The organism is Peptoanaerobacter stomatis, assembly GCF_000238115.1.
GTDB classification, from domain to species: domain Bacteria; phylum Bacillota; class Clostridia; order Peptostreptococcales; family Filifactoraceae; genus Peptoanaerobacter; species Peptoanaerobacter stomatis.
Genome location: NZ_JH414547.1, coordinates 25,810 through 45,265, shown reverse-complemented (window position 1 = coordinate 45,265; position 19,456 = coordinate 25,810). Strand labels below are relative to the sequence as shown.

The window sequence follows — 19,456 nt, the reverse complement described above, 5'->3', positions numbered from 1 at the left end:
CCAACTAATCAACGGTTATATATTCTATCTGATCTTGACGTCTATATATCATACCGAGTTCTTCCATAGCTTTTTGTTCTATTATGTCACTTCTGCTTGACTCATCTATCTTTAATTTTTCTACTTTTATCTCATTGTTTATATTGTGAATTTCAGTATTTTTTTTATTTATAGAATATTTTATGTCAGCTATTTGGGATTGTTTGAAAGTTATTAAAGAAAGCAATAATATTATTATAATTCCTCCTGCTACAATAATAAAATTGTCACTATTCAGATTTTTTACAATAGATTTCTTCAAATTTTCTCGTCTTGCTTTTTTTAAAACTTTATTTTTTTGTTTTATTGTCTTTTTTTAAATTCTTCTTTCTTTTCTTTTTTATTTCTTTTTGTGTTTTTACTTTCTTTGACGTATTTTTTCCCTTTTTCAAATTGGATTTTTGCACCTGAGTTTTATATGAATGATATGACATTTTGGATTTTTGACTTGTTTTATTCTTATTATCTCTTATCTTTCTCATCTCCCTCGCTTATCTTCTCCAATACTCTCAGCTTTGCACTTCTTGAACGCGGATTTGAATTTATTTCTTCATCTGTGGGTAAAATAGGTTTCTTAGTCAAAATTTTTGCTTTTTGTATTGTATTGCACATACATACAGGAAACTCCTTAGGACATACACAATCTATGGATAATTCTTTAAATGAATTTTTTACAGCTCTGTCCTCTAATGAATGAAAAGTTATAATTGCAATTCTTCCTCCAATATTCATCATATCAAATGAATCTTGTATAAATTTTTCAATTATATCTATCTCATTATTAACTTCTATTCTTATAGCTTGAAAAGTCCTTTTTGCAGGATGTTTATGCTTATCTCGAAGTTTTTTCGGTATGCTTTTTTCTATTATATCTACTAATTCCAATGTAGTTGTTATAGGTTTTACAGCTCTTTTTTCTACTATTATCTCGGCAATTCTATCAGACCAATTCTCTTGACCATATTCTCTTATTATATGTTTCAATCTTTCTTTTGAATATGTATTTACTACATACTCTGCTGTGAGAGATGAATTTTTGTCCATTCTCATATCCAATTTTGCATCACTCATATAAGAAAAACCTCTGTCAGCATTGTCAAGCTGATATGATGATACTCCAAGGTCGGCGATTATTCCATCTACTTTTTTTATTCCTAAAGCTTGAAGATTTTTTTTAATATTTACAAAATTATCATTTATAAAATTGATTCTTTTTTCTCCTACAAAATTCAGTTTTCCGTTTTCTATCGCCTCTATATCCTGATCAAATACGAATAATCTTATGTCATCAGCCTTTGACAATATAAGTCCGCTGTGCCCTCCTCCTCCAAATGTTGCATCTACATACAATTTCCCGTTTTTAACATCTATGCTGTCGACCGTTTCATTTAATAAAACCGTCTTATGTTCGTATTGCATAACTCCCTCATTCATATAATACTATCACACTGTTTTCATAAAAAATAATTACATAAAAACAGTTTTAAAAAATTTAATTTTCATATTTAATAGTTTTTCAAAAAATAAATATTTTTATTATTTTTGATAATATATTTGCTTAATTTTCAAAAAAAATACAAAAATATTATTAAAAAACTTAATCAACACATCTATATTAATCGCTGATTCTATTGTTTTTGCTGGCATATACATATACTGCCACTCCCAATATAATAAGTGAAATACTTACAAGCTGTGCAGTTTTTAATCCTAAAATCATTAAAGAGTCTGTACGAAGAGCTTCTATAAAAAATCTCCCTACAGAATATATTATCATATACAAAGATATTATTTGTCCGTTAAATTTTCTTTTTTTTAATAATCTATACAAGAAAATAAATAATGCAAAATTCCAAATAGATTCATATAAAAATGTAGGGTGTACCATTTGACCATTTATATTTATTGCCCATGGCAAATTCGTTGCAGTACCGTATGCCTCTGAATTTGTGAAGTTGCCCCATCTACCTATACTTTGACCAAGCGGAATGGAAACACATATTATATCGGCAAACTGCATAAAATTTATTTTTTTAGCCTTAGTGTAAAAATATGCTACCAAAAAACCGGCTATCAATCCTCCATGTATTGCAAGCCCACCTTCTCTTATATTAATTATTTTAAAAAAATCCCCTTTATAATAATCCCATTCAAAAATCACATAATATAATCTTGCCCCTATTATGCAAAATGGCATTGCCCATAAGACATAATCTGTTATATAATCATCTTTAAGTCCCATATATCTTGCATTTTTCATCGCTATATATCCGGCTATTAAAAGACCTAAAGTTATTATTACACCATACCATCTGACTTGAATTCCTAATATGGTGAAAGCTATAGGATTTATCATTTTATTTCCTTTACTGTTTTTTTATTAATATACATAAAAATTCACAATATTTCTGAAATTTTTTGCTCCAAAATAGTTAAACACTACATAACTTTCTTTTTTTTCAGGTATATTTTCTTTATCAAATTTTTCTATGTCAATATCAAAAAGCTCTATGTTTATTACAGAATTTATATTTTTAATTTCTGTATTTATATCAAATTTCTTTGACAAATCAATATCTGCAATTATATCTTTCTTTATTTGTGAATTTAATTTGCAAGTATCATTCTTTAAAAACTCAGGTATAACTCTGTTTCTTCCCATAAGAAGATAGTCAAATCTCAATAATTCCTTAAAAAAATATATATTTTTATCGCTTAAAAAACTTCTTGCATAATCAAAGAGCAGATAAAATCTGTCATCTCTTGAAAGATTTTTATTGTAATCATTACCCTTTTTAAAATTGCAAAATCTTTCAAAAAAAGAAAAATAATCATTGTCTATCTTACTTAAAATAAATTTCATAGAATAATTAAAAGTCATAGAATTATAATATTCTTCAAGCACAGATTCAACATCTTTTAGCAAAAATATATCTTTATATGATAAAAATTGCGTACTTATTACCTCATAAGGTGCATAGTTTCTGTATTTTATAGCAAATTGACCAACTACCGAATTAATAGGAGAACCTTTCAGCATTTTCAAAAATCCGAGCTGTAAATTATCAGGCTCCAATGCCATTACATCATTAAAGGAATGCTTGAAACTATCCAGATTTTCATAAGGCAATCCTGCTATCAAATCAAGGTGTTGATGTATATTGCCAAAAGATTTTATCTTTCTTACTTTTTTTGACAATTCATCAAAATTGTCTATTCTGTTTACAGCTTTTATAGTTTGCTTATTAGTCGACTGAACTCCTATTTCAAATTGAAACAAGCCTTGCCTTACATTTTTAAGTGCGTCCAGCAAATCATCCTGCATGATATGAGCCGTTATCTCAAAATGAAAGTTTATACTGCCGTTATCAAGCGTACATAAATATTTTATCAAATCTATGGTTCTTTTCTTGTCGTAGTTGAATGTCCTATCTACAAATTTTATCTGTTTTGCACCAAGACTCACAAGTTTTTCCAAATCACTGATTACTTTTTCATACGGGAAAAATCTTACTGATTTTGTAACTGATGATAGACAATATGAGCAATTATAACAGCATCCTCTTGATGTTTCATAATAAACTATCTTATCTTTTATGCTGTTTTCATCAAATATATCGTATGCTCCTCTTATCATTCCGAGATTTTCTATAGGTCTTGCATCTATGTTTTCAATTATTTCTTCATTTTTTCTATATGTTAAAGACTCTACATTTTCAAAAGACTTATCTTCATATGCCATTATAAATTTTCTAAAAACTATTTCTCCCTCATCTCTTATTATGTAGTCAACCATATCATTTTTCTTCATAAAATCTATGCTATCAAAACTTACTTCAGGTCCTCCGAATAATAATTTTGTATAAGGGTTGGCTAATTTTATATCACAACATAATTTCAATATATGCTCCACATTCCATATATATGTAGAAAATGCTATTAAATCATAGTTTTCACTCATTATGTCGCAAAATATATCTTGCAAATTTTCATTTATAGTATACTCTCTTACACTTACATCAGCAATATCATATATATTGTTGTATAAATACTTTAATGCTAATGATGAATGTATAAATTTAGAGTTAAGTGTAGTAAGCAAAATCTTCATAATTATTTTTTTCCAAATGTATATTTTTCTAATTCTTCATTTACTTTATCTTGTATTTTTCTTAAATTATTATTTATCGGACATTCGCTTCCCACCATATTTCTACTGCAACAGGCAGGATCTTGAAGGCATTTGTTTATATATATTTCTCCCTCTATCGCTTCTACCACCATTTTATAATTTATATCTTGCGGATTCTTATTGAGATAATATCCGCCATTTACACCTCTTAACGCTTTTGTAATTCCATATATATTCAACTTTCTAAGTATCTTTAAAGCAAATCTTATAGGTATTTTTAATTCTTCAGAAAGTGTGCTTGCCCCTACAACTTCTTCTTCACTGCAAGACAGATAATCTATCATTCTCAAGGCATAATCAGTTTCCTGCGTTATTCTCATTAACTTCCTCCATTTTAATACTAAAATTCAATAGAACAATGGAAAAATAATATATATCACTATTTATATACTTCTTAAATATAAACTATCTATTGTTTATCAGAAATTAGTATAAATACAATTTGTATACTATCTAATTCTGAACAGCAAAATAAATATTGAAGTACTTATCATTATTCCGGATATTAATAATGTTACTAAATTCAATTTAGGAGCCTTTGCCAAATATTCGCCGGTTTCCTTAAAGGCACTCGCTTTTATAACTTCAAATTCTTTTTTTTCAGGTACATGTTGTTCTTCTATAGCAATCTCCTGATTTTCTTCTTGAATAACAGGATCCAGATCTAACCCTAATTCAGCCTCCAAATCTGCCAGAGGATCGACATCATCTTCAACATTTCCTGCTATTTCACGTTCTAACGTTTCTTTTATTTTTTCTATGGAACCGTAATCGGAAAATACTTGACTTTGATCTCTCATACAATTATTACAAAGATCCGACTCATCTCCATTAAAATATCCGCAAACACATCTCCAATTAATACTCAGCTTTGCCGGTAAACATATGGCATCCTGTCCGACAACTTTTTGAAGCAATCGTAAGTCATCATCAGTAATAGGAGGTATTGCGAATTTTTCCATATTTTCATATACCAAATCTATAGATTTTCCATCTGAAAAAACAGCCCTAAGTAATTTCACCTCCGCACGTCTTGCACTTGGAAAACCCTTACTTAAATTAAATTCAGAAACAACACCTACCTCATTAGGTTTAATTTCTACATCTTCTCCTGTTATTTTATAAGGTTCATCTTGAAGTTTTGTTTCCACAGAGTCATAAAAATATACTTCATATTCTATTTTTACAAGTATAGAGCCACTTTTGTTGAGAGCTTTCAACTCCAATGTCAAATCAGATGTACTGCCTTTAAGCTTTACATCCACTATTTGTACAAAAGCATCTCCGCCTACCCATACAACACCGGGTCTAAAATCAAGCTTTCTATTCATACCGGACACTCCACAATCAAGTTTAAATATCAAAAATCATGATTAAACAAGACGTCAAATAACAATTTATATAAAAATATATTACTTACGTGTATATAAAAATAAATAGTTTTCAAATATATAATTTTATATTTACAATATAATTGCAACACTAAAAAAATAATGACCTATAAAACAAAAAAATTTATATTAAATTGATATATTATCATTTTATAATAAATCATTTATTTTTTCAATACTTGTGTTTGCTTTATTCATTATAATATGTTAATATTATGAAAATTGTTTATAAAATATAAATTTTTAATCTATTAAAATTAAAAAGGTGAACCATGAGCAATAAACGAATTTATCTTGACAATGCCGCCACTACAAGAGTTGATGATGACATATTGAATGAAATAACAAAATATTTTAACGTTGAGTATGCCAATCCTTCAAGTATTTACAAAGAATCAAGAACAGTTCAAAACGCAATATATAAGGCACGCTCATCCATTGCAAAACTTATAAATGCAAGCGATGATGAGATATATTTTACATCAGGCGGTACAGAATCTGACAATTGGGCAATACAATGTGTAAAAAATGAAAATAAAAAACACATAATAACAAGCAAGATAGAACACCATGCCATATTAAACACTTGTAAATATATGAAGGCATCAGGACTTAACATAACATATCTTGATGTGGACAAAAGCGGATTTATAAATCCTCAAACATTAGAAGAAAATATAACGAAGGATAATACATCTATTGTGTCAATAATGACTGCCAATAACGAAATAGGCACAATACAACCAATAAAACAGCTTTGCAAAATAGCACACCAAAACGGTGCTTATTTTCATACTGATGCAGTCCAAGCTGTAGGCAAATTGAACATAGATGTAAAAGATACAAATGTTGATATGATGAGTATATCAGGTCATAAAATACATGCCTTAAAAGGTATAGGCGCTTTATATATAAAAAAATCAACACATCTGAAAAACTTAATTTACGGAGGCAGTCAAGAAAATTACAAAAGAGCCGGTACGGAAAATGTCCCTGCAATAGTATCTCTCGGCTTAGCTTGTGAAAAGCTTATATCAAATAATAAAGAACAGAATTATATAAGAAATTTAAGAAATTATTTTATAGATGAAGTCTTATTTAAAATAGACGATTGCATATTAACAGGTAATAGTGACAGCAGACTTATAAATAACGCAAGCTTTTGTTTTGCTGATATAGACTCAAAGATACTTATAATATTATTGGATAAAGCCGGCATATGTGCTTCTGTAGGTTCGGCATGTACTTCAGGCTCAGTAGAAAATTCTCATGTACTTCAGGCAATAGGCGTAGATGATAAATATATAAATGGAAATATACGTTTTACTCTCTCAAAATATAATACAAAAGAAGAAATTGATTATGTCGTATCAAACCTTGCCGAAACAGTAAAAAAATTGAGAAATAATTGATAATATCTTAAAATTTAATTGACTATAAATTAATTTTTGGGGTAAAATTATCAAATATCACTTTCAATTTATATATCAAACTAAATTTATTTTATATGGATATCCATTTAATAAATTATAAAAAATATATTTAATTGAAACTTAATAATATTATAAAATTCAGAAAAGGTGGAAAATCAAATGATTCAAAAATATTATGACAAAGATTGTGATTTAAGTTTATTAAAGGATAAAACAATTGCTATAATAGGTTTTGGAAGTCAAGGACATGCTCATGCGCAAAACCTTAAAGAAAGCGGAATAAAAGTAGTAGTCGGACTTAAACCTGACAGTAAATCCGCTGACGCTGTAAGAAATGCAGGAATAGAAGTTATGAGCGTAGAAGATGCCGCAAAAGCAGGCGATTTTGTTATGATGCTCGTACCTGATGAAATATCCGCAGACATATACAATACACAAGTCGCACCACATATGAAAAAAGGCGATGTACTTATGTATGCACATGGATTTAACATACACTATAATTTGGTTACACCAAGCGAAGATATAGATGTAATAATGGTCGCACCGAAAGGTCCAGGTCATACTGTAAGAAGCCAATATCAAGCCGGACAAGGCGTACCTTCCTTAATAGCAGTATATCAGGATAAATCAGGAAAAGCTAAAGATTATGCTCTTGCATATGCATCAGGAATAGGTGCAGGTCGTGCCGGAATATTAGAAACTACCTTTAGACAAGAAACAGAAACAGATTTATTCGGTGAGCAAGCTGTGCTTTGTGGTGGAGTAACACAGCTTATGAAAGTAGGTTTTGAAACTTTAGTTGAAGCGGGATATGAACCTGAAATGGCATATTTTGAATGTATCCACGAGATGAAATTAATAATAGACCTTATAAACGAAGGCGGATTTGCAAAAATGAGAAATTCCATATCAAATACAGCTGAATATGGAGATTATACAGCAGGGAAAAAAATAATAGGCGAAGATACAAAAAAAGCAATGAAAAGTATATTGTCAAATATACAAGACGGAACATTTGCAAGTGAATTTATGACAGAATTTTCTTCAGGAAGAAAAACAAAATTTTTATCAACAAGAAGAAAAGAATCAGAACATCAATTGGAAAAAGTAGGACAAGAACTTAGAGATATGATGTCTTGGCTAAAGAAATAACTTTTATTTAGTCATATGTTTTCTACAAAAAACTCCTAAATTATACAAATTTTAGGAGTTTTTTTGTAGAAAATTCAATATTATACTAAACACTATTATAAAATATAAAATTTCTATATATTTTATACTTACAAAATATAATTTCTTAGCTATATATGTCTGTTTTAATTTGCATTTAATACTAATCAAAATCTTTATAGTCTATAAAAGCATTAACAAAATTAGTTGTTATATCTCTATATGTGTTGTCTTTTATGCCTGTAATCACGTCTTTATTGAAGTAATTTACAGGATCTTTTGTATAGTTGTACATATACATTGATACAGGCGATGTATCACCAAGCAATATCTGTATATATCTGTTGAGTGCCGCTGCCGATATATCCTGATGTATACCTTTTAATGAAGTCAGTTTTTCATCTTGCACAGCATTGTTGAAATATATAAAATAATCCGTGTTGAACATATTTTGTCTGTCATTTTCAGTATAATATTTTGAATTTTTAAATATATCATAGTTAGGATCGGGTTTGTGATCTCCATAAAAAATAACTATTGTAGGCTTTTGTCTGCTATCTATATAATCCATAAAAATTTTCAGCTGTTCATCTGAATATTTTAAATTAGATACAAAATTTCTTATTTCCCAGCCATCATGTTCACTTAAATTATCTACTTCAATATCTTCGCCTTTTTTACCCAAAAACGGTCCGTGATTTTGCACTGTTACAGATAATATAAAATTATTTGTGTTCGGATTTTCTTCAAGCTGTCTTCTTGTCATATCAAATATTGTTTTATCTGACATCCACGCTCCTACCAAATCATCTTGTTCTTCTTTAGTAAACATAGTTATGTCTATAAATTTATCTATTCCTAAAAGAGGGTACACTCTATCTCTGTCCCAATAGTCGGCATTATGATTGTGTATACCTATGGTTTTCATATTTCCTACATAATCTTTTAAAAAATATGCCAAAGAATTAGTCTGTTTTTCCAATATTGATGTGAACACTATACTTCCTCTTGCAAAATATCTTGCCCCATATCCTGTCATCACTTCATATTCTGTATTTACAGTACCGCCACCGACTGTCGGTGTGTGCATTATTCCGGATATGCCGTTATTTTGATAATAATGCAAATTATCACTTATATGCTCGTCATGAACAACAATACCGTTTTTTTCAAGTTTATCCTGATATTTAGGCAAATCAAAAAAAGTTTCGGATTGAATTATTACAACGTCCATATTATTTTGCTTATTAAACGGATAATCTTTCAATAATCTGTCATTTATGTCAATTTTAGCCAACTCTTCTTTTTTTGCCGTTTTTATAATTCTTTTTATAGCCTGTTCTTCATTTTCATATTTTCTTAAATACGTCTGTGTCAATATCTTGCCTGATATCAGTAAATTACCGAAACTTGAAGTGGATAATGCTGAAGAAATTTCACTTGTAAATGTAAAAAAAGAAATTATAAAAATAAGAGGAAAAATTTTTATATATTTCAAACGGAATAGTCTATCAATGTCAAATAATTTATCATCAATATCATTTTGCTCTTCCAAAGTGTATTTCATCTTAAAAAAATCTATTATATCAACATATTTCTTGCTTAATATGACAAATATTACATAAACAACCAAAATTAAAGCTATTTTGGTATAAGGTATTTTATCTAAAAACAGTCCCGCTATATCTCCTGCGGCTTTAGCGAGCTTAACATCAAAAAAACTTATCTCCGCAAGCTGAAATCTGACTTTAGTTACATTACATATAGCAAGTAATACAGGTATAAATGAAAATATTACTATATTTCTTTTATACTTTTTATTTGGATTTGATACAAGAATATTGATAAATAAAAACAGTAAAAACGAAAGCATCATATTTTTTGCTCCTATGCCGTTGAGTCCTGAATACTCATATATAAAAGACATAGTAATTGATGCAATCAAAACATATATAACATACATATTTTTAACTCCCTTGTCTATGTATTTATTACAATACAGATTTGTACTGCAATATTATGACATTTTTTATAATAGACCTTGTCTAACATTCATAAATTTATTTATTAAATTATACAATTTATCAAGCTTAACAACTTGCTAAACTGTATAATTTAAGTTTGCTGTAAAAAAATAATCTTATTTAGGATAAACCGTATTTTTTAATTTAACGGATATGTCGATATTATATAACAACCTTTATCAAAATTATGGTTTAGTGTACCATAACCACACTTTATTGTTTCTCCAGAAAAATATTCAAATACTGTCATGGGTTTTAATTCCAATGACAATAATGTATTTTTTCTCATAATCATTACATATACGACTTTTTCCGGATCGTCTTTGAAATATCTTTTATATGAAAATACATCATCATTCAAGTAGAAAAACTCAATCTCTCCGTCTACAAAAATATTATTATTTTTTCTTAAATTTATCAATTTTTTATAAAAATTAAGTATTTCTTCATTTTCTTCTCCCCAAGGAAAACCTCGCCTGTTATCAGGACACATCTGTCCTGTTTCTCCGACTTCATCCGCATAATATATATGAGGTACTCCTGCAAATGTCATCTGAACCGTTACTGCCGATTTAAAATTGGTTTCATCAAAATTTAAAACATTTATACACCTTGGCGTATCATGAGTAGATATAAGATTCATATTGGCATAAAACGCCTCTCTTGGATAATTTTCCCAAAGAGTTTTAAAATTTTCCGTTATTTGATAACCGTTTATATTACCGTTTAGGAAATTTTGCACATTTTCTTTAAATGGATAGCCCATAACTGAATCCAATTGATGCCCCATAAAATATTTCTTGCGCTGTGAATATGCGGTTTTATTCGACGCATCTTCCCATACTTCGCCAATAAGTACAGACTCTTCATTCACTTTTCTCATATTGGCTTTAAATTTTTCTACAAATGAACCATCAAGCTCATCTACCACATCTAATCTCCAACCTTTTACCCCAAGCGATGTCCAATGATTTAATACTGAATTTCCCTCACCCATAATGAAATTTTGATAAGACTCATCCATACAATTTACCTTTGGAAGTGTATCAAACCCCCACCAGCTTTCATATACATTAGGATATTCTTTAAAATAATACCAACTATAATACTTGGAACTCTTATCTTTTTTCGCTGATATAAAGTATTCACTGTCATCTCCCGTATGGTTAAAAACTCCATCCAATATTATTTCTATATCTCTTTTTTTAGCTTCTGCTATGAGTTTTTTAAAGGTTTCCTCATCTCCAAGCATAGAGTCTATCTTGTGATAATCTTTTGTATTATATTTATGGTTGGAGTTTGATTCAAATATAGGATTAAAATATATTACATCTATCCCTAATAATTTTAAATAATCCAATTTTTCAATAACTCCATATAAATTTCCACCATAAAAATCTTGCCTTACAAGCTCTTTTTTCTCATTTATAATATTCATCGGTTTGTCTTTCCAAGTAGCATATATGAAACTGTTGGGCTTATATGCTATCGGTGTCTTGAAGGGATTGTAGAATCTGTCAGGAAATATCTGATATATTATTGCATTTTTATACCACTTAGGTACTGTAAAATCTTCATATACAGTTAATTGATAGTCTATATCATAATTTTTTTGTATAATTTTCGTTTCTCTCGGTTCATTTATCTGAAAATGGTAAAAATAAAGCATAGCTTCACTTGGAACAAATTCAGTTTTAAAACCGAATTTTCCATTCTTTTCAGCTTTTTGCATAGGAACAGATACATATGGCATATCATCTCTTTTTATAACTAAATACGCCTCCAAAGTATCCGGAGATTCTATGAAAAACTCTATTTTTTCACCTAACTTTACTGCGCCTACAGGACATTTATATTGTTCATCAAGGCTATTATAATACATACACTTCTCCTATTCTAAAAAAATTTATACAGGTTATATTTTATACATAAATCATAAAAAAATCAAGCACCCGATAATTTAGGGTGCTTTGAATTTATACCTGCTTAATTTGAAAATCTGCCACTTATTTGCATTTAATATAATATAATTTTTTTCTTACCAAATAAAAAATTTAAGAATTTTTAAAAAATAGAATTTATTAAAAATCTCCGTTAACATTCCATATTTCTTTTGCGTATCTCTTAATAGTTTCATCTGATGAGAATATTCCTGCATTTGCTGTATTTATTATAGACATTTTATTCCATTTTTTCCTGTCTTTGTACATACATCTAAGTTTTGCAGATGCTTCTTTATATGAATGAAAGTCTTTCAATACAAAATATCTGTCATTTTCTTTTAAAAGCGAATCATATAAGTCTATACCGTCATAACCGAGCTTAGGCAAGAATCCATTTACGAGAGAATCTACAACCATTTTTATATCCTCGTCATTTTGGTATATATCAGAGGCATTATAATTATGGTTTGATTGATAATCAAGCACTTCTTCCTTATTAAGTCCGAATATCATAATATTATCATCGCCTACCTGATCTTTTATCTCGATATTTGCGCCGTCAAGTGTAGCCAATGTTATTGCTCCGTTAAGCATAAATTTCATATTTGATGTGCCTGATGCTTCTTTTGTTGCTGTTGATATTTGCTCACTTATATTTGTAGCAGGTATTATACGTTCTGCCAAAGATACATTGTAATTAGGTATCAAATATATTTTTATTCTGCCTTTTACTCTCGGATCCGTATTTATATGATATGCCAAAGAATTTATAAACTTAATAACTTTCTTTGCCCTATAATATGAAGAGGCGGCTTTACCTCCAAATATAAAAGTAACAGGTTGCATTTTATAATCAGGTTCTCTTAGTATTTTATGATACAGATATAATATGTGAAGAGCATTTAAAAATTGTCTTTTATATTCATGAAATCTCTTTATTTGTACATCATAAATAGATTTCGGATCTATATCAAAATCATATCTTTGTTTCATATAATCAGAGAAATTCTCTTTGTTTATATTTTTTACTCTCTCTATTCTGTCAAGCATTATAGGATCGTCTTTATAGTCATTTAATTTGGTTAATTCAAGCGGATTTTTTCTCCAGTCTTTTCCTATTGTTTCATCTATTAAACTGCTCAATGTCGGATTACAAGACTCTATCCATCTTCTGTATGATATACCGTTAGTCTTATTATTAAACCTGTCAGGAAATAAGAAATTAAGATCCTTCATAACTTCTGTTTTTAACAAATCTGTATGAAGCTTTGCAACTCCATTTGTAGAATGTGACATTATTACTGATAGGTTCGCCATTCTTACATAACCGTCTCTTATTATTGAAGTATTTCTTAATTGCTCTTCTGTCAAACTGCTCGAATATTTATCGTTAAATCTTCTGTCCAGTTCTTCCAATATCATATATATTCTCGGAAGCAAATTTTTTAAAAAATGTGCAGGCCATTTTTCAAGAGCTTCCTGCATTATAGTATGATTCGTATAACTCATAGTATCTCTTGTAATCTCTATTGCTTCTTCCCATTCAAGATGCTCTTCATCGAGCAATATCCTAATAAGCTCGGGGATGCAAAGTGCAGGATGTGTATCGTTTATATGAACTGCAACTTTATTCGGAAATTCAGATATAGACAGTTTTAATTTTTTAAAATCCTTCATTATGCTTTGCAAGCCGGCTGATACAAAGAAATACTCCTGTTTTAATCTCAACAGCTTCCCTTCATCTGTAGAATCATCAGGATAAAGCACATTAGTTATTTTTTGTATCTCTATTTTTTTTGCTTCAAGTTTTGAATACTCCACCGAATTTAATTCACTGTCTTCCAAACTCAATTCCGCCGACCAAAGTCTAAGAGTGTTTATAGTCTTATCATCGTTTCCTATTATAGGCATATCATACGGTACTGCATGTACTATTTCGTAGCCTTCGTGTATTGGTTTTAAATTTGCATCCATTCTGACAGTACCGCCAAATTTAACCACTTCTTTTCTGTTTTCTTTTCTTATTTCCCACGGATTTTTATTTCTAAGCCAGTCATCAGGCCATTCTACCTGATTGCCGTCGCTAAACCTCTGCTCAAACATCCCGTAATTATATCTTATACCATTTCCATTTCCAGGTATTCCAAGACATGCACAAGAATCCATAAAGCATGCCGCAAGACGACCGAGGCCTCCGTTTCCAAGTCCCGGTTCTCTTTCAGACTCTAATATATCTTCTATTTTAAATCCGAACTCTCTTAATACATCCGTTACATCTTCAAGCATTCCTGTTTTTAAAAGCGTTTCTTTCAAAAGACGTCCTATCATAAACTCCATTGAAAAATAATACACTTGTTTTTCAAGATTATCTCTTACTTTTTCTTTGCACTTTATCCAATCCCCTGATATATAATATCTTATAGTTTTTGCAAGAGATTGATATACTTCACTCGCTGAAACTGCATCTATTGACTGTGAATAATCTTTTTGAATCTGTTCTGCCAAATCTTTTTTGAATTGTTCCTTATCGATTTGCATAAACCCTCCCTAAAAAAATAAATAAAAACTACTCTATATTGTAGTAGTTTTTTGTTCAAAATGCAATATATTTTTTATTGTCTAATTTTTTATGGTAAATTTAATTCTTTAAAATTTGCAACTTTAAACCAAAATTAATTTTAGGAACTTTATACTAATAAAAGCATTAAGTACCAAAAATATAAAATAAACTGTTTATATTTATACCTTATTTTATATTTTTTAGTCAAAAAATGATTTATTTTTTTAAATTTTTTTATACAATTTGAATTTTCTTTAACAAAAAAAATTCAGATATAGCACTTTTTGAATGTTATTAAATATTACAATAGCAAAATATTTATAATAATGATATAATAAATTGTAATATATGTCTTAGTTCTACATTTGTATTGAGATTTTAAGGAGGGGTTATGGATTTAAAAAAATTATTAACATCCAACAATATAAAAAAATTCTTATTTATAAATATAGGGACGCTCATATTAGCTCTTTCTATACATTATTTTTTGGTACCGTCCAATCTTGCTACCGGAGGTGCATCAGGATTTTCAATATTGCTTACTTCTGTTATAGATATCCCTATATCTATAATATTGTTAGTAATTAATACCATACTTCTTGTACTTGGACTTGTCACAATAGGAATGCATTTTAGTGCTATGACGATCTATGTTATCACTGTCATGTCTGCTTTTTTAAGAATTATGGAGATATTTTCTCCTATGAATATGCCTATAACTGATGACTTGTTTATCAATCTTATGTTCGGTATATTGATATCAAGTATAGGTATGTCCATAGTTTTAAATAGTGGAGGTTCTACAGGAGGTACTGATATCCTTGCAAAAATTATCGAAAAATATACAAAATTTTCTTTTGGAAACGGACTTGTTATATGCGACGGTCTTATAACTCTGGGTGCATGTTTCATTTACGGTCCTAAACTTGGTATGTATGCTCTGCTCGGTGTAATAATGAACTCTTTTATGATTGACCGATTTATAGAAGGCTTCAATTCAAAATACAATATAACAATAATTTCTGAAAAAATAGATATTATAAATGATTTCATAATAAAAGACTTAGGTAGAGGCTCTACTATATATATTGCACAAGGCGGATACTCAAACGAACAAAGAAAAATACTTAATTCCATAATGGACAGAAAAGAATACATAAAACTCCACAACTTCGTCAAAAAAACTGATGACAGAGCATTTTTATTTTTATCCAAAATATCTGAAATAGAGGGTAACGGCTTTACATATGATATTGATTAAATAACATATTTGTTCTTACAACATAATGAAAAAATAGTAGATAATACTAAAATCCGTTTAAATTAAAATCTGTTTTAATTGGATAATAGTATTATCTACTATTTTTTTATTAACCCACTCTTCTTCTTTCATTGAAATCTACCAATTTTTCTGTATATATATCTATTAACTCCTGCTCCGTAAGGTTTTTGCTCTCTTTATCCAATATTATATTTCCGCTGTCAAGCATAATTACTCTGTCAGAATATTTTATAGCGTCTTTCATATTGTGAGATATCATAACTGTAGTAATTTTTTTACGTTCTATGAGCTGTCTTGTCTTTTCCATTATAACTGCTGATGTTTTCGGATCAAGTGCCGCAGTATGCTCATCCAATAATAGGATTTTTGGTTGTTTCATAGTTGCCATACAAAGTGATAGAGATTGTCTTTGTCCTCCTGAAAGAAATTTTACTTTCGTAGAAAGTTTATCTTCTAATCCAAGATCAAGTTCTTTCAAAATTTCTCTATATTTTGAAACATTTTTAAAATTTATCAGTTTTTTTATTCCGAATCTTTCACCTTTTTTATCTGCTAATGACATATTTTCCAATATGGTCAATGAAGGCGATACTCCTAATGACGGATTTTGGTGTACTTTTCCTATATACATAGCTCTTTTTTCTTCTTTAAGCTTGCTTATATTTTTTCCATCCAATACTATATCTCCATCATCTTGAAAGATACTACCTGATATTATGTTCATAAGTGTTGATTTTCCACAACCGTTTGAGCCTATAAGTGCTGTACATTTCCCTTTTTCTATAGTCAAATCGAATTTATCAAAAATTTTTATTTCATTTTCTGTTCCTGTATTAAAAGTTTTACTCAAATTTTTTATATTAAGCATTTTTTCACCCCGATTTTGCAATTAATAAATATACAATTTTTAGTTAATATATTATTATTTTCTGTTTTTCTTGAACATTTTTCTTCCTATTTCCATATTATTATACACTATAAATATTATAACTATCAGTGATGTGACAGCTTTTAAATAATTTGAAGGTAATCCTCTGTCCAGAGCTAATCCCCATATAAATTTATAAATCATAGCTCCACATACAGCTCTTAATGTTCCTTTTAATTTTTGATTGCTTTTCATTATTGTATCTCCTATTATTATGGAGGCCAAGGCATATACTATTATTCCTGTACCCATATTGGAGTCTGCAAATTTTTGACTCTGTGCCATTAACGCTCCTGAAAGTGATACCAAGCCGTTTGACAACATCAATCCGAGAATTTTATATTTGTCTGAGTTTTGCCCAAGTGCTCTTACAAGAGTTTCATTATCTCCTGTAGCTATCACAAGATATCCTATCTCTGTTTTAAAAAACAAATCTAAAATAATTTTTATCAACACTACAAAAGCTAACAATATCAATATATTAACTGTTTTTGATTCTTTAAATATTATAGGTACTTGAAAAAGTGGTATGTTTGAATTTCCAAGACCTATTGCAAGATTTAGTGAATATAATATGTTAAGTGTAAGTATTCCTGATAATAACGGTGTTATTTTTAATTTTATAAATAATACTGCAGTAAGCAAGCCGGCAAGCATTCCTGCTATAAATGCTACCATCATTGATATAGCAGGATTTATCATTTTTGTTGCCAAAATTGCAAATGTAAATGCTCCTAATGGAAAAGAACCTTCTACAGACAAATCCGCTATATCAAGTACCTTATATGATATATATACTCCCATTGCAAGCACAGCAAATATAAGTCCCTGCTCAACCGATGTTATAAAAAGTGCATTTCCCATTTTAAAATTTTCCTCGCTTTTGTTAATATTTTCTATTTGTAAATCAAATTGTATATAATATTTTTATGTTTTATACCAATATCCGTTTGATTAATGAATAAAATTTATTATAAGTTGTTTATTTAAAGTATGCTTAATATTTCTTATCTAATAAATCCTTAAAAACAAAAATATCCATTATTATATTAGAGATTAGTATTATATAAAATTGTAAAATATGCTATTCTATTTTTTGAGCCTCTTTTATAATAGGATTGTTTTCATCTAATCCCAAATCTTTTACTATTTTCATACTAACTGTATTATATGTTCTGTCTGCATATCCTACAGGTATACTTGAAGGTTTCACATCTTCTAATAATATTTTTGCAGCCATATCTCCGGCTTGTTTTCCAAAATCCACATATGACACACCATTTGCCAACAATACATTTTGAGATGAAGTCGAACTATCTACATAAGACATAATCAACACTTTTTTTGCAGAATTTACTTTAGATGTCAATAAATCAAGTGATTTTGCTACTAAATTATCCGTAATTACATATACTCCGTCACATTTTCCTATCAAAGCATCTATTGCCTGTGGCATATCATTGATATTGTTAATTCCAATATCCACTATTTCCAAACCGATTTCTTTAGATGCTTCTTTTGCATCTGCAACTTGTATTTGTGAATTTGTTTCACTTGTTGAATATATTATTCCAATTTTTTTAATTCCATCTTGTAATTTATTGAATAATTCCAACTGTTCTTTAATAGGTGTTTTATCTGATACTCCTGTTATATTTTCGCCTTCAAGCTCTGATTTTACAGGATCTGTAACCGCAGAGAACACTATCGGTATATTATTTGTAACTTGTTTTGCCGCCTGTGTAGATGTTGTAGATATAGAGTATATCAAATCTACTTTTTCATCTGTAAAGCCTTGTGCTATTGTTGTAGCAGTTGCTACATCGCCTTGAGCATTTTTATATATTATTTCAGCATCTATACCTTTTGCTTTTAATTCTTCCTCAAAACCCTTCCGTGCATCATCAAGCGCCGGATGTTCTATAAGTTGCGTTATACCTATCTTATATTTCTTAACATCCTCCTCTTTTTTTTCTGAATTATCTGATGAAGAACATCCTACTGTCAATAATAAAGATGATATAAGTATAATAGACATTAATTTTTTCATATATAAATCCTCCATTTTCAGTGTTTATAAAACTACTATAAATAAATTTTCGATGCTTTGTATAAGAATTGAATTTTTATAAATTAAAATTTGAATAAAAAAAATCTCCGTCCATATGTAATCAAATACATAGGGACGAAGATACAATCTCCGCGGTACCACCCAAATTATGAATTATAAAATTCATCGCTTAAAGAAATCCATCAATTTCCGCTTATATAACGGTAAGCCTCCGCCCAATTCTACTCGCTAATGCTTTAAAACCGGGAACTCAAAAGTGAATATTACATATCTCGTTAAACTGCCGACTTTCACCTGATACGGCTCTCTGTAAGTATACTTGATATCTTTCTCTTTTTCAAAGTCTTTATTCTTTTGCTTTAAAAAATAATACAATAATAAATTTATTTTGTCAATAAATATTTAAGTTTTTTTTAAGAT

At 29.1% G+C, this 19,456-nt stretch carries 16 protein-coding genes and 1 other annotated feature; of the genes, 3 read left to right on the top strand and 13 right to left on the bottom strand.

Features of this window, described 5'->3' with window-relative positions:
* Positions 1-4 precede the first annotated feature (4 nt).
* The 7 genes from HMPREF9629_RS01640 to HMPREF9629_RS01610 form a co-directional block, all read right to left on the bottom strand.
* Positions 5-301 (bottom strand): hypothetical protein, encoded by a 297-nt coding sequence (locus HMPREF9629_RS01640; RefSeq protein ID WP_009524571.1) that lies wholly within the window; start codon positions 299-301, stop codon positions 5-7.
* Between the two features lie 28 nt (positions 302-329).
* The gene (locus HMPREF9629_RS01635) at positions 330-521 is read right to left on the bottom strand and encodes a hypothetical protein (RefSeq protein ID WP_040012641.1); all 192 of its coding nucleotides are present in this window, start codon (positions 519-521) and stop codon (positions 330-332) included.
* On the bottom strand, positions 502-1,458 hold the full coding sequence (rsmH, locus tag HMPREF9629_RS01630) for a 16S rRNA (cytosine(1402)-N(4))-methyltransferase RsmH (RefSeq protein WP_009524570.1): 957 nt from the start codon (positions 1,456-1,458) through the stop codon (positions 502-504). The genes HMPREF9629_RS01635 and rsmH overlap by 20 nt, the downstream gene beginning before the upstream one ends.
* A 196-nt stretch (positions 1,459-1,654) precedes the next feature.
* Positions 1,655-2,395, bottom strand: a complete 741-nt coding sequence (gene lgt, locus HMPREF9629_RS01625; protein ID WP_009524568.1) for a prolipoprotein diacylglyceryl transferase — start codon at positions 2,393-2,395, stop codon at positions 1,655-1,657.
* A gap of 24 nt (positions 2,396-2,419) precedes the next feature.
* Entirely contained in the window at positions 2,420-4,150 is a 1,731-nt protein-coding gene (locus HMPREF9629_RS01620) for a B12-binding domain-containing radical SAM protein (RefSeq protein WP_009524567.1), read from the bottom strand.
* Positions 4,151-4,152: 2 nt separating this feature from the next.
* A complete protein-coding gene (locus HMPREF9629_RS01615) occupies positions 4,153-4,551 on the bottom strand; it encodes an RrF2 family transcriptional regulator (protein ID WP_009524566.1) in 399 nt (132 codons plus the stop codon).
* A 129-nt stretch (positions 4,552-4,680) separates the two neighbouring features.
* A complete protein-coding gene (locus HMPREF9629_RS01610) occupies positions 4,681-5,562 on the bottom strand; it encodes a hypothetical protein (protein ID WP_009524565.1) in 882 nt (293 codons plus the stop codon).
* A 332-nt stretch (positions 5,563-5,894) separates the two neighbouring features.
* On the opposite strand from HMPREF9629_RS01610, the gene HMPREF9629_RS01605 reads away from it, so the two are divergent.
* Together HMPREF9629_RS01605 and ilvC are read left to right on the top strand one after the other, a co-directional pair.
* Positions 5,895-7,034 (top strand): cysteine desulfurase family protein, encoded by a 1,140-nt coding sequence (locus HMPREF9629_RS01605; protein ID WP_009524564.1) that lies wholly within the window; start codon positions 5,895-5,897, stop codon positions 7,032-7,034.
* A gap of 180 nt (positions 7,035-7,214) precedes the next feature.
* Positions 7,215-8,210, top strand: a complete 996-nt coding sequence (ilvC, locus tag HMPREF9629_RS01600) for a ketol-acid reductoisomerase (RefSeq protein WP_009524563.1) — start codon at positions 7,215-7,217, stop codon at positions 8,208-8,210.
* 181 nt (positions 8,211-8,391) lie between these two features.
* Here ilvC and HMPREF9629_RS01595 read toward each other — a convergent pair whose 3' ends face one another.
* The 3 genes from HMPREF9629_RS01595 to HMPREF9629_RS01585 all read right to left on the bottom strand — a co-directional run bounded on the left by HMPREF9629_RS01595 (position 8,392) and on the right by HMPREF9629_RS01585 (position 14,733).
* A complete protein-coding gene (locus HMPREF9629_RS01595; protein ID WP_009524562.1) occupies positions 8,392-10,191 on the bottom strand; it encodes an LTA synthase family protein in 1,800 nt (599 codons plus the stop codon).
* 200 nt (positions 10,192-10,391) lie between these two features.
* Entirely contained in the window at positions 10,392-12,134 is a 1,743-nt protein-coding gene (locus HMPREF9629_RS01590) for a glycoside hydrolase family 13 protein (RefSeq protein ID WP_009524561.1), read from the bottom strand.
* A 199-nt stretch (positions 12,135-12,333) separates the two neighbouring features.
* A complete protein-coding gene (locus tag HMPREF9629_RS01585; protein WP_009524560.1) occupies positions 12,334-14,733 on the bottom strand; it encodes a glycogen/starch/alpha-glucan phosphorylase in 2,400 nt (799 codons plus the stop codon).
* A gap of 413 nt (positions 14,734-15,146) precedes the next feature.
* Between HMPREF9629_RS01585 and HMPREF9629_RS01580 the strand changes: the two genes are divergently transcribed.
* A complete protein-coding gene (locus HMPREF9629_RS01580) occupies positions 15,147-16,016 on the top strand; it encodes a YitT family protein (RefSeq protein ID WP_009524559.1) in 870 nt (289 codons plus the stop codon).
* A gap of 109 nt (positions 16,017-16,125) precedes the next feature.
* Here the strand turns inward: HMPREF9629_RS01580 and HMPREF9629_RS01575 are convergent, their stop codons facing one another.
* The 3 genes from HMPREF9629_RS01575 to HMPREF9629_RS01565 all read right to left on the bottom strand — a co-directional run bounded on the left by HMPREF9629_RS01575 (position 16,126) and on the right by HMPREF9629_RS01565 (position 19,015).
* The gene (locus tag HMPREF9629_RS01575) at positions 16,126-16,905 is read right to left on the bottom strand and encodes an ABC transporter ATP-binding protein (protein ID WP_009524558.1); all 780 of its coding nucleotides are present in this window, start codon (positions 16,903-16,905) and stop codon (positions 16,126-16,128) included.
* A gap of 54 nt (positions 16,906-16,959) precedes the next feature.
* A complete protein-coding gene (locus HMPREF9629_RS01570; protein ID WP_009524557.1) occupies positions 16,960-17,829 on the bottom strand; it encodes an ABC transporter permease in 870 nt (289 codons plus the stop codon).
* A gap of 220 nt (positions 17,830-18,049) precedes the next feature.
* The gene (locus tag HMPREF9629_RS01565) at positions 18,050-19,015 is read right to left on the bottom strand and encodes an ABC transporter substrate-binding protein (protein ID WP_009524556.1); all 966 of its coding nucleotides are present in this window, start codon (positions 19,013-19,015) and stop codon (positions 18,050-18,052) included.
* A gap of 128 nt (positions 19,016-19,143) precedes the next feature.
* Positions 19,144-19,386: a binding site (T-box leader), on the bottom strand.
* Between the last annotated feature and the right edge of the window lie 70 nt (positions 19,387-19,456).

What these genes read in the sequence shown, in the direction of transcription:
- HMPREF9629_RS01565 (WP_009524556.1), bottom strand. Translation starts at nt 19,015, where the DNA reads ATGAAAAAATTAATGTCTATTATACTTATATCATCTTTATTATTGACA.
- HMPREF9629_RS01590 (WP_009524561.1), bottom strand. Translation starts at nt 12,134, where the DNA reads ATGTATTATAATAGCCTTGATGAACAATATAAATGTCCTGTAGGCGCA.
- HMPREF9629_RS01635 (WP_040012641.1), bottom strand. Translation starts at nt 521, where the DNA reads ATGAGAAAGATAAGAGATAATAAGAATAAAACAAGTCAAAAATCCAAA.
- HMPREF9629_RS01610 (WP_009524565.1), bottom strand. Translation starts at nt 5,562, where the DNA reads ATGAATAGAAAGCTTGATTTTAGACCCGGTGTTGTATGGGTAGGCGGA.
- rsmH (WP_009524570.1), bottom strand. Translation starts at nt 1,458, where the DNA reads ATGCAATACGAACATAAGACGGTTTTATTAAATGAAACGGTCGACAGC.
- lgt (WP_009524568.1), bottom strand. Translation starts at nt 2,395, where the DNA reads ATGATAAATCCTATAGCTTTCACCATATTAGGAATTCAAGTCAGATGG.
- HMPREF9629_RS01595 (WP_009524562.1), bottom strand. Translation starts at nt 10,191, where the DNA reads ATGTATGTTATATATGTTTTGATTGCATCAATTACTATGTCTTTTATA.
- ilvC (WP_009524563.1), top strand. Translation starts at nt 7,215, where the DNA reads ATGATTCAAAAATATTATGACAAAGATTGTGATTTAAGTTTATTAAAG.
- HMPREF9629_RS01615 (WP_009524566.1), bottom strand. Translation starts at nt 4,551, where the DNA reads ATGAGAATAACGCAGGAAACTGATTATGCCTTGAGAATGATAGATTAT.
- HMPREF9629_RS01605 (WP_009524564.1), top strand. Translation starts at nt 5,895, where the DNA reads ATGAGCAATAAACGAATTTATCTTGACAATGCCGCCACTACAAGAGTT.
- HMPREF9629_RS01620 (WP_009524567.1), bottom strand. Translation starts at nt 4,150, where the DNA reads ATGAAGATTTTGCTTACTACACTTAACTCTAAATTTATACATTCATCA.
- HMPREF9629_RS01575 (WP_009524558.1), bottom strand. Translation starts at nt 16,905, where the DNA reads ATGCTTAATATAAAAAATTTGAGTAAAACTTTTAATACAGGAACAGAA.
- HMPREF9629_RS01570 (WP_009524557.1), bottom strand. Translation starts at nt 17,829, where the DNA reads ATGGGAAATGCACTTTTTATAACATCGGTTGAGCAGGGACTTATATTT.
- HMPREF9629_RS01580 (WP_009524559.1), top strand. Translation starts at nt 15,147, where the DNA reads ATGGATTTAAAAAAATTATTAACATCCAACAATATAAAAAAATTCTTA.
- HMPREF9629_RS01585 (WP_009524560.1), bottom strand. Translation starts at nt 14,733, where the DNA reads ATGCAAATCGATAAGGAACAATTCAAAAAAGATTTGGCAGAACAGATT.